Source organism: Rhizobacter sp. P1_G5 (assembly GCF_056405435.1).
Window position 1 is genome coordinate 1 of sequence record NZ_JBFUCB010000234.1, and the last position, 8,554, is coordinate 8,554.

The following is an 8,554-nucleotide window of genomic DNA, read 5'->3' on the forward strand; positions in this document are numbered from 1 at the left end:
GTTCCAGAACTACGCGCTGTTCCCGCACCTGACGGTCGGGCAGAACGTGGCCTACCCGCTGACGGTGCGCAGGCTGCCGCGCGACGAGCAGGCGCGGCGCGTGGCGCGCGCCCTCGAGATGGTGCGGCTGACCGGCATGGCCGAGCGCTCGCCGGCCCAGCTCTCGGGCGGCCAGCAGCAGCGCGTCGCGCTGGCGCGGGCGCTGGTGTTCGAGCCGCAGCTGGTGCTGATGGACGAGCCGCTCGGCGCGCTCGACAAGCAGCTGCGCGAGCACATGCAGATCGAGCTGAAGGAGCTGCACCGGCAGCTCGGCGTCACCTTCGTCTACGTGACGCACGACCAGGGCGAGGCGCTGACGATGAGCGACCGCGTGGCCGTCTTCAACGACGGCGCGGTGCAGATGCTCGCGCCGGTGGAGGCGATGTACGAGGCGCCGTCCAACCGCTTCGTGGCCGGCTTCATCGGCGACAGCACCGTCGTCAAGGGCACCGTGCGGGCGACCCACGTCGACGACACCAGCGACCGCTGCGGCATGGTGCTGATCGACGGGCGCGTGCTGACCGGCGTCAACGTGAACGGCGCGGCGGTCGGTGCGGCGGTCGAGGCCTGCATCCGCCCGGAGCGCATCCGGCTGCACCGGCAGGCGCCGGCCGAGCATGGCAACGCGCTGCAGGCGCGCGTCGACAGCGTCATCTACTTCGGCGACCACCTGCGGCTGCTGTGCGCGCTCGGCGAAGGCCAGGCCGCGGCGACGGTCAAGCTGCCGCTGGCCGACGGCGCGGCACCGCACGCCGGCGACGCGGTCTGGCTGGAGCTGCCGCCCGAGCACACGCGCATCTACATCGTCTGAGCCCTGCCGTCCCGGCCTCCTCCACCGCTTTCATCACCCCGAAGGACCCCGTCATGAAGAAGAGCATCCTGAGCCTCGCGCTCGCCGTCGGCTTCGCGCTGCCGGCGTTCGCCCAGCAGATCACCGTCGTCAACTTCGGCGGCGCGAACGCCAATGCGCAGAAGAAGGCCTACTACGAGCCGTTCGAGAAGACCGGCACCAAGGTCGTGCCGGTGGAATACAACGGCGAGCAGGCCAAGATCAAGGCGATGGTCGAGACGAAGAAGGTCACGTGGGACGTCGTCGAGGTCGAGTCGCCCGACGTCGCGCGCGGTTGCGACGAGGGCCTGTTCGAGAAGCTCGACTACAGCAAGCTCGGCGGCAAGGCCGACCTGCTGCCGGCGGCCGTCAGCGACTGCGGCATCGGCATCTTCGTGTGGTCGACCGTGATGGCCTACAACGGCGACAAGCTGAAGGGCACGCCCACCACCTGGGCCGATTTCTGGGACCTGAAGAAATTCCCCGGCAAGCGCGGCATGCGCAAGGGCGCGCGCTACAACCTCGAGTTCGCRCTGATGGCYGACGGCGTSAARMCCGCCGACGTCTACAAGGTSCTSGCCWCCAAGGACGGMGCCGAYCGCGCGTTCAGGAAGCTGAGCGAGCTGAAGCCGAGCATCCAGTGGTGGGAGGCCGGCGCGCAGCCGCCGCAGTTCCTGGTGGCGGGCGACGTCGCGCTGACGACGGTCTACAACGGCCGCATCGATGCCGCGAACCGCGAGGGCAAGAACCTGAAGATCACCTGGACCGGCGGCATCTACGACCTGGACTACTGGGTGATCCCGAAGGGCACGCCGAACAAGGATGCGGCGCTGAAGTTCATCGCGTTCGCCAGCACCCCGGACGCGCAGGCCGAGTACGCAAAGAACATCGCCTATGGCCCGACCAACACCAAGGCACTGGCCAGGCTGGATGCCAAGGTGCTGGGCAACCTGCCGACCTCGCCGGCCAACTCGAAGGACGCGCTGCAGTTCAACCTGAAGTTCTGGGCCGACCAGGGCGAGGAGCTGGAGAAGCGCTTCGCCTCGTGGGCCGCGCAGTAAGGCGCTCGTGATGGACACGCTCGCCGCCCCGCTGCCGATCGGCGACCCGCATGCGCTGCGCCGCCAGCTCGCGCGTGCCGACCGGCGGCGCAAGCTGCGGGCGTTCTCGCTGACGCTGCCGCTGCTGCTGTTCCTGTTGCTGACCTTCCTGGTGCCGATCGCCGCGTTGCTCAAGCGCGCGGTCGAGAACCCGGAGGTCGCGACCGCGCTGCCGCGCACCGTCGCGGCGCTCGCGTCGTGGGACCGCGCCTCGGTGYCGGCACCGGACGCGTTCGCCGCGCTGGTCGCCGACCTGGGCACGCTGCCCGACAGCTCCGATGCCGGCGCCGTCGCGCGCCGGCTCAACAGCGATGCGGCCGGCGCGCGTTCGCTGGTGATGGGCGCCTACCGTGCGCTGCCGCTCGAAGGCGCCGGCGAGCCCGCCCAGGTGAAGGCGAAACTGCTCGCCCTCGACGAACGCTGGGGCGAGCCGCGCTACTGGCAGGCGATCGCGAAGAACGGCTCGCGCTGGACGCCCGACTACCTGCTCGCCGCCGTCGACCTGCGCCGCGACGCGACCGGCCACGTCGAGCGCATGCCCGAGGACCAGCGCGCATTCGCCCGCATCCTGGGCCGCACCTTCGCGATCAGCGCGGTCGTCACGCTGTGCTGCCTGCTGCTCGGCTACCCGCTCGCGTGGTGGCTGTCGACCTTGCCGGCACGCCGCGCCAACGTGCTGATGATCCTGGTGCTGGTGCCGTTCTGGACCTCCATCCTGGTGCGCGTGGCGGCCTGGATCGTGCTGCTGCAGTCGCAGGGGCTGGTCAACCGCAGCCTGATGGGGCTCGGCCTGGTCGACGAGCCGCTGCCGCTGCTGTTCAACCGGCTGGGCGTCGTGATCGCGATGACGCACATCCTGCTGCCCTTCATGATCCTGCCGCTGTACAGCGTGATGAAGAGCGTGCCGGCCACCTACCTGCGTGCCGCGGTGTCGCTCGGCAGTGCACCGCTGGCGGCGTTCTTCCGCGTCTACGTGCCGCAGACCTWCCCSGGCATCRGCGCMGGCGCGCTGCTGGTGTTCATCCTGTCGATCGGCTACTACGTGACGCCGGCACTGCTCGGCGGYGCGGACGACCAGATGCTCAGCTACTACATCGCGCAGTACACCAACGTGAACATCAACTGGGGCATGGCCTGCGGGCTCGGTGCCTTGCTGCTGACGGCGACRCTGGTTCTCTATGCCGTGTACCGTCGCGTCGTGAAGTCGGAACTGAGCCTCGGATGAAACTGCCCGCACTGCCCCTCTTTCCCGCGTACGCGACGCCGCTCGACAAGRCCGGCTGGTGGGCGGTGCGCGCGGCCTGCGCCGGCGTGCTGGCCTTCCTGCTGCTGCCGATCCTCGTGATCATCCCGCTGTCGTTCAGCGACAGCTCGTTCCTGGCCTACCCGATCCCCGGCTGGTCGCTGAAGTGGTACCAGAACCTCTTCACGTCGGCCGAGTGGGCGCGCGCCGCGAAGAACAGCTTCATCGTCGCGCCCGCCGCCACCGTGATCGCGACCGTGCTCGGCACCTTGGCCGCGGTGGGCCTCGCGCGCACCGACTTCCCGTTCAAGGGCCTGCTGATGAGCCTGCTGATCGCGCCGATGGTGGTGCCGATCGTGGTCGTCGGCGTCAGCACCTACCTGTTCTTCGCCAACATCGGGCTCGGCGACAGCTACACCGCGCTGATCATCGTGCATGCCGCGCTCGGTGCGCCGTTCGTGCTGACCACCGTGCTGGCCACGCTGCAGGGCTTCAACAACAACCTGGTGCGCGCGAGCCTGAGCCTGGGCGAAACGCCGCTGCGCACCTTCTTCCGCATCACGCTGCCGGTGATCGCGCCGGGCGTCATTTCCGGCGCGCTGTTCGCGTTCGCGACCTCGTTCGACGAGGTCGTGGTGACGCTCTTCCTCGCCGGCCCGGAACAGGTGACGCTGCCGCGCCAGATGTTCACCGGCATCCGCGAGAACATCACGCCGACGATCGCCGCCGTCGCGACGCTGCTGATCCTCTTCACGACCGGGCTGCTGCTCGTGCTGGAGTGGCTGCGCGGGCGCAAGCGCTGATCGATTCCACGAAAGGACGACCTCCATGGACATGAAGACCTCCCCGCTTTCCACGCTGAAGGACCCCGGCCTGCTGAAGACGCACGCATTGATCGGCGGCGAGTGGGTGGCCGGCAGCGCCCGCTTCGACGTGACCGACCCGGCCACGAGCCGGAAGCTCGTCGACGTGGCGAACCTGGGCGCGGCCGAGACGCAGGCCGCCGTGGCCGCCGCGAACCAGGCCTGGCCGGCCTGGCGCGGCAAGACCGCGAAGGAGCGCGCGGCGATCCTGATGAAGTGGTTCCAGCTGCTGATGGCGAACGCCGACGACCTGGCGCGCATCATGACGGCCGAGCAGGGCAAGCCGCTGGCCGAGGCGAAGGGCGAGGTCGGCTAYGGCGCCAGCTTCATCGAGTGGTTCGCCGAGGAATCGCGCCGTGTCTACGGCGAGACCATCCCGACCACCGACAACGGCAAGCGCTACCTGGTGATCAAGCAGCCGGTGGGCGTGTGCGCGGCGATCACGCCGTGGAATTTCCCGATCGCGATGATCACGCGCAAGGTCGCGCCGGCGCTGGCCGCCGGCTGCCCGGTGGTGATCAAGCCGGCCGAGCAGACGCCGCTGTCGGCGCTGGCCGTGGCCGAACTGGCGCAGCGCGCCGGCATGCCGCCGGGCGTGCTGAACGTCGTGACGGCCGACGGCGAGAACTCCATCGCGGTGGGCAAGGTGCTGTGCGAGAGCGATCAGGTGCGCCACCTGTCGTTCACCGGCTCGACCGAGGTCGGCCGCATCCTGATGAAGCAGTGCGCRCCGACGATCAAGAAGCTGTCGCTGGAGCTGGGCGGCAATGCGCCGTTCATCGTGTTCGACGATGCCGACCTCGACAGCGCGGTCGAGGGGGCGCTCGCCAGCAAGTACCGCAATGCCGGCCAGACCTGCGTCTGCGCGAACCGGCTGTACGTGCAGGACGGCGTGTACGACGCGTTCGTCGCCAAGCTGGCCGAGAAGACGAAGACGATCAAAGTGGGCAACGGCTTCGAGGCCGGCGTGACGCAGGGGCCGATGATCGACGACGCGGCGATCGAGAAGATCGAGCGGCACGTGGCCGACGCGACCGCGAAGGGCGCGACGCTGGTGACCGGCGGGCACCGGTTCGGCACGCGCTTCTTCGAGCCGACGGTGCTGTCGGGCGCCACCAGCGAGATGCTGTGCGCGCGCGAGGAGACCTTCGGCCCGGTGGCGCCGGTGTTCCGCTTCACCACCGAGGCCGACGCGATCGCGATGGCCAACGCCACCGAGTTCGGGCTGGCAAGCTACTTCTACAGCCGCGACATCGGCCGCATCTTCCGCGTCGGCGAGGCGCTGGAGTACGGCATGGTGGGCATCAACACCGGGCTGATCTCGACGGCCGAGGTGCCGTTCGGCGGGGTCAAGCAGTCGGGCCTCGGGCGCGAGGGGTCGCACCACGGGATCGACGACTACGTCGAGGTGAAGTATTTGTGCCTGGGGGACATCCAGAAATAGCTCAGTCGTTCGCCGCCCCCCGCGGCCCGTAGGCGGTCGCCAGCGCCGCGGCGGATGCATGCCGCAGCAGGTCGTCGGGCTGCTGCCCGTCCTGCGGGTACTGCGCGACGCCGACGTGCGCCGTCACGCCCACCGTGATGCCGGCCACGTTGAACGGATCGCGCAGCATGCGCACCAGCTTGTCGACGACGCGCTGCGCGTCGGCCGGCGATTCGGTCGACGGCAGCAGCACCGCGAACACGTCGGCCCCGAGCGAGGCCACCACGTCGCTCGAGCGCACGCCGCCGCGCAGCCGCACCGCGACCTTGCGGCGCACGACGTTGGCCGACTCCGGCCCGTGCGCGCCCTCGATGCCCTGGAAACCGTCCATGCGGAACACCAGCAGGCTGACCGGTGCCGGCTCGCGCTCGCGCAGCGCCAGCACCTGGCTCAGGTGCTCGATCAGCTGCGTGCGGTTCGGCAGGCCCGTCATCAGGTCGGTGGCGTAGGCCTTGCGCGCCTCGCGCTCGATCGCCTTGCGCCCGGCGGCCAGCCGCAGCCGCTGCGCGAGCGAGCCGAGGTCGGCATGGAACACGATGTCCTGCACGCCGGCCTCGATCAGGCGCTGCGCCTGCGCATCGGCCATGGCCGGTGCCAGCACCACCAGCGCCGCGTCGGCCGCGGCCACCGCGAGCGCGGGCCAGCCGAGCACCACCTCGGCGGCATCGGCGCCGAGCGCCAGCACGATGACCTCGGAATGCGCATCGCGGGCCTCGGTGCAATCGAGTCCGGCGGCCGTGCGGATGTCGAAGCCGGCGCCAAGGCGGCTTTGCAGCGCGGTCGAGCCGACATCGGCGTCGGGCGGCTGGGCATCGATCCACAGTACGCGGCAAGGGGYCTGGTTCATCGCGAGTCGCCTCCGGACTTCGTTGAGCCGCAGTTTAGCGAGCGGGACCATGTCCTGGCGCGCGTTCGTCGCGGCGCCGCGGGCGCTGGAACGCCGCGCCGCGGCCACCGCGGCGGCCCGCGTGGCCACGCGGTCGAGCAGCGAGACCATGCGGGCGTCGCCGGCCGCCTCGACGAAATGGTCCGCCCACAYGATGAGGTGGCCGGATTCGGTGCTAATGTCGATCGGCGACGTGTCCCGCGCGTCGTCGAGGTCGGTCTCGGCAGGCGACATCGAGAGCAAGGCGTCGTCGTCGTCGGTGACCTCGCCGGGCAGCGCCGCGGCGATCGTCAGCAGGCCGTCCTCGCTGAGCTCCAGCAGCATGCGGATGCCRCCCTCCAGCAGGAGTTCGCAGGCCCGGGCCTCCCCGGGCGCGAGCGTGTCCAGGCCCAGCTGTTCCAGCAACCGCACGTCTTCACCGCACTGCGTCATCACGTCACCTTTCATCACCGCCGTGGATGGCAGCAACGGGGAGACGCAGCGTGCGCCGCCGGCTCGGCACCGGACGGATGGACTTCGGGGCGTCGGAAATGGAGGCGGCGTGACGGAGTGCGCACCGCGGCTCGGTCAGCGGGAGCGCTCGTAGTAGTTGTCGAACTCCTTCTCCTCGACCAGCGCGAAGCCGTGCCGCGCGTAGAAGCGGTTCGAATCGCTGCCGCGCAGCGCCCCGACGCGCAGCGCGGCAGCCGCTGYGTCGGCTTCGGCGAACACCTGCGCCAGCACGGCGGCGCCGACGCCGTGGCGCTGATGCTTCGGGTGGACATAGAGATGATCCAGCAGCAGCCCCTGGCCGTGCGGTTTGACCACCACGAAACCGACCTTCTCGCCGTCGAGCTCGATGTGGCGTGTGTGTTCGGGCGAGAAGCCGGACAGGAAGCGCTCGCGCGCCCGCGCCGCATCGAAGCGCCCTGCGCGCTCCAGGCTTTCACGCATCGCCTCGATGCGCAATGCCACCAAGGCCTCGGCGTCATCGGCCCGGACCGGGGAAAGAACGACGAGAATCCTGCTGCCTTGCACACTTTCACCCATGGAATGAACACTCCCTCCACCCACGCCCACGAAGACGAGCCCTCGACCTTCGATGCCACCCGCACCGACGATACCCGCATCGGCGCCGTGCGTGCGCTGATCAGCCCGGCGCTGCTGCTCGAGGAGCTGGCGGCCTCGGACCAGGCGCTGGAGGTGGTGGCGCGCGCGCGGCAGGAGATCAGCGCGGTCCTGCACGGCCGCGACGACCGGCTGCTGGTGGTGGTGGGCCCGTGCTCCATCCATGACCACGACCAGGCGATGGACTATGCGCGGCTGCTCAAGGCCGCCCGCGATGAACTGAGCCGCGACCTGCTCATCGTGATGCGCGTCTACTTCGAGAAGCCGCGCACCACGGTGGGCTGGAAGGGCTACATCAACGACCCGCGCCTGGACGGCAGCTTCCACATGAACGAGGGCCTGCGCCTGGCCCGCCAGCTGCTGCTGGACGTGAACGGGCTGGGGCTGCCGGCCGGCACCGAGTTCCTGGACCTGCTGTCCCCGCAGTACATCTCCGACCTGATCGCCTGGGGCGCCATCGGCGCGCGCACGACCGAAAGCCAGAGCCACCGCCAGCTGGCCTCCGGCCTCTCCTGCCCGGTCGGTTTCAAGAACGGCACCGACGGCGGCATCAAGGTCGCGAGCGACGCCGTGCTCGCGGCGCGCTCGGCGCACGCCTTCATGGGCATGACCAAGATGGGCATGGCCGCGATCTTCGAGACGCGCGGCAACGAGGATTGCCACATCATCCTGCGCGGTGGCAAGGCGCCCAACTACGACGCGGCATCCGTGGCCGCGGCCTGCGAGGGGCTCAAGGCCTCGGGCCTGCGCGAGCAGGTGATGATCGACTTCTCGCATGCCAACTCGAGCAAGAAGTACGAGCGCCAGGTCGACGTCGGCCGCGACGTGGCCGGCCAGATCGCCGGGGGCGATGCGCGCATCACCGGCGTCATGATCGAAAGCCACCTGCAGCCGGGCCGCCAGGACCTGCTGGAAGGCCAGACCCGGGCCGACCTGTTGCCCGGCGTGTCCATCACCGACGCCTGCCTGGGCTGGATGCAGACGGAACCCCTGCTGCGCGAGCT

The 8,554-nt window shown here is 69.9% G+C and carries 8 protein-coding genes; 6 read left to right on the top strand and 2 right to left on the bottom strand.

The window, feature by feature from the left end; all coding sequences use genetic code 11:
* The 5 genes from AC1D12_RS17010 to AC1D12_RS17030 form a co-directional block, all read left to right on the top strand.
* On the top strand, positions 1 to 850 hold an 850-nt coding region (locus tag AC1D12_RS17010; protein ID WP_477841702.1), incomplete at its 5' end, for an ABC transporter ATP-binding protein.
* Positions 851 to 903: 53 nt separating this feature from the next.
* Positions 904 to 1,929 carry an ABC transporter substrate-binding protein gene (locus AC1D12_RS17015; protein ID WP_477841703.1) on the top strand — a complete coding sequence of 342 codons (1,026 nt, stop codon included), beginning with the start codon at positions 904 to 906 and terminating at the stop codon, positions 1,927 to 1,929.
* Positions 1,930 to 1,939: 10 nt separating this feature from the next.
* Complete coding sequence (locus AC1D12_RS17020) at positions 1,940 to 3,193, top strand: ABC transporter permease (protein WP_477841705.1); 1,254 nt, start codon at positions 1,940 to 1,942, stop codon at positions 3,191 to 3,193.
* Positions 3,190 to 4,014, top strand: a complete 825-nt coding sequence (locus AC1D12_RS17025; RefSeq protein WP_477841707.1) for an ABC transporter permease — start codon at positions 3,190 to 3,192, stop codon at positions 4,012 to 4,014. Before AC1D12_RS17020 ends, AC1D12_RS17025 begins: the two co-directional genes overlap by 4 nt.
* 25 nt (positions 4,015 to 4,039) lie before the next feature.
* A complete protein-coding gene (locus AC1D12_RS17030; RefSeq protein ID WP_465114403.1) occupies positions 4,040 to 5,518 on the top strand; it encodes an NAD-dependent succinate-semialdehyde dehydrogenase in 1,479 nt (492 codons plus the stop codon).
* 1 nt (position 5,519) lies between these two features.
* On the opposite strand, the gene AC1D12_RS17035 is transcribed toward AC1D12_RS17030, so the two are convergent.
* Both AC1D12_RS17035 and AC1D12_RS17040 read right to left on the bottom strand, forming a co-directional pair.
* On the bottom strand, positions 5,520 to 6,911 hold the full coding sequence (locus AC1D12_RS17035; protein WP_477841710.1) for a diguanylate cyclase domain-containing protein: 1,392 nt from the start codon (positions 6,909 to 6,911) through the stop codon (positions 5,520 to 5,522).
* A 99-nt stretch (positions 6,912 to 7,010) separates the two neighbouring features.
* Complete coding sequence (locus tag AC1D12_RS17040) at positions 7,011 to 7,445, bottom strand: GNAT family N-acetyltransferase (RefSeq protein WP_477841714.1); 435 nt, start codon at positions 7,443 to 7,445, stop codon at positions 7,011 to 7,013.
* Positions 7,446 to 7,475: 30 nt separating this feature from the next.
* Here AC1D12_RS17040 and AC1D12_RS17045 point away from each other — a divergent pair.
* Positions 7,476 to 8,554: 3-deoxy-7-phosphoheptulonate synthase (locus AC1D12_RS17045; RefSeq protein ID WP_477841712.1), on the top strand; the 1,079-nt coding region annotated here is incomplete at its 3' end.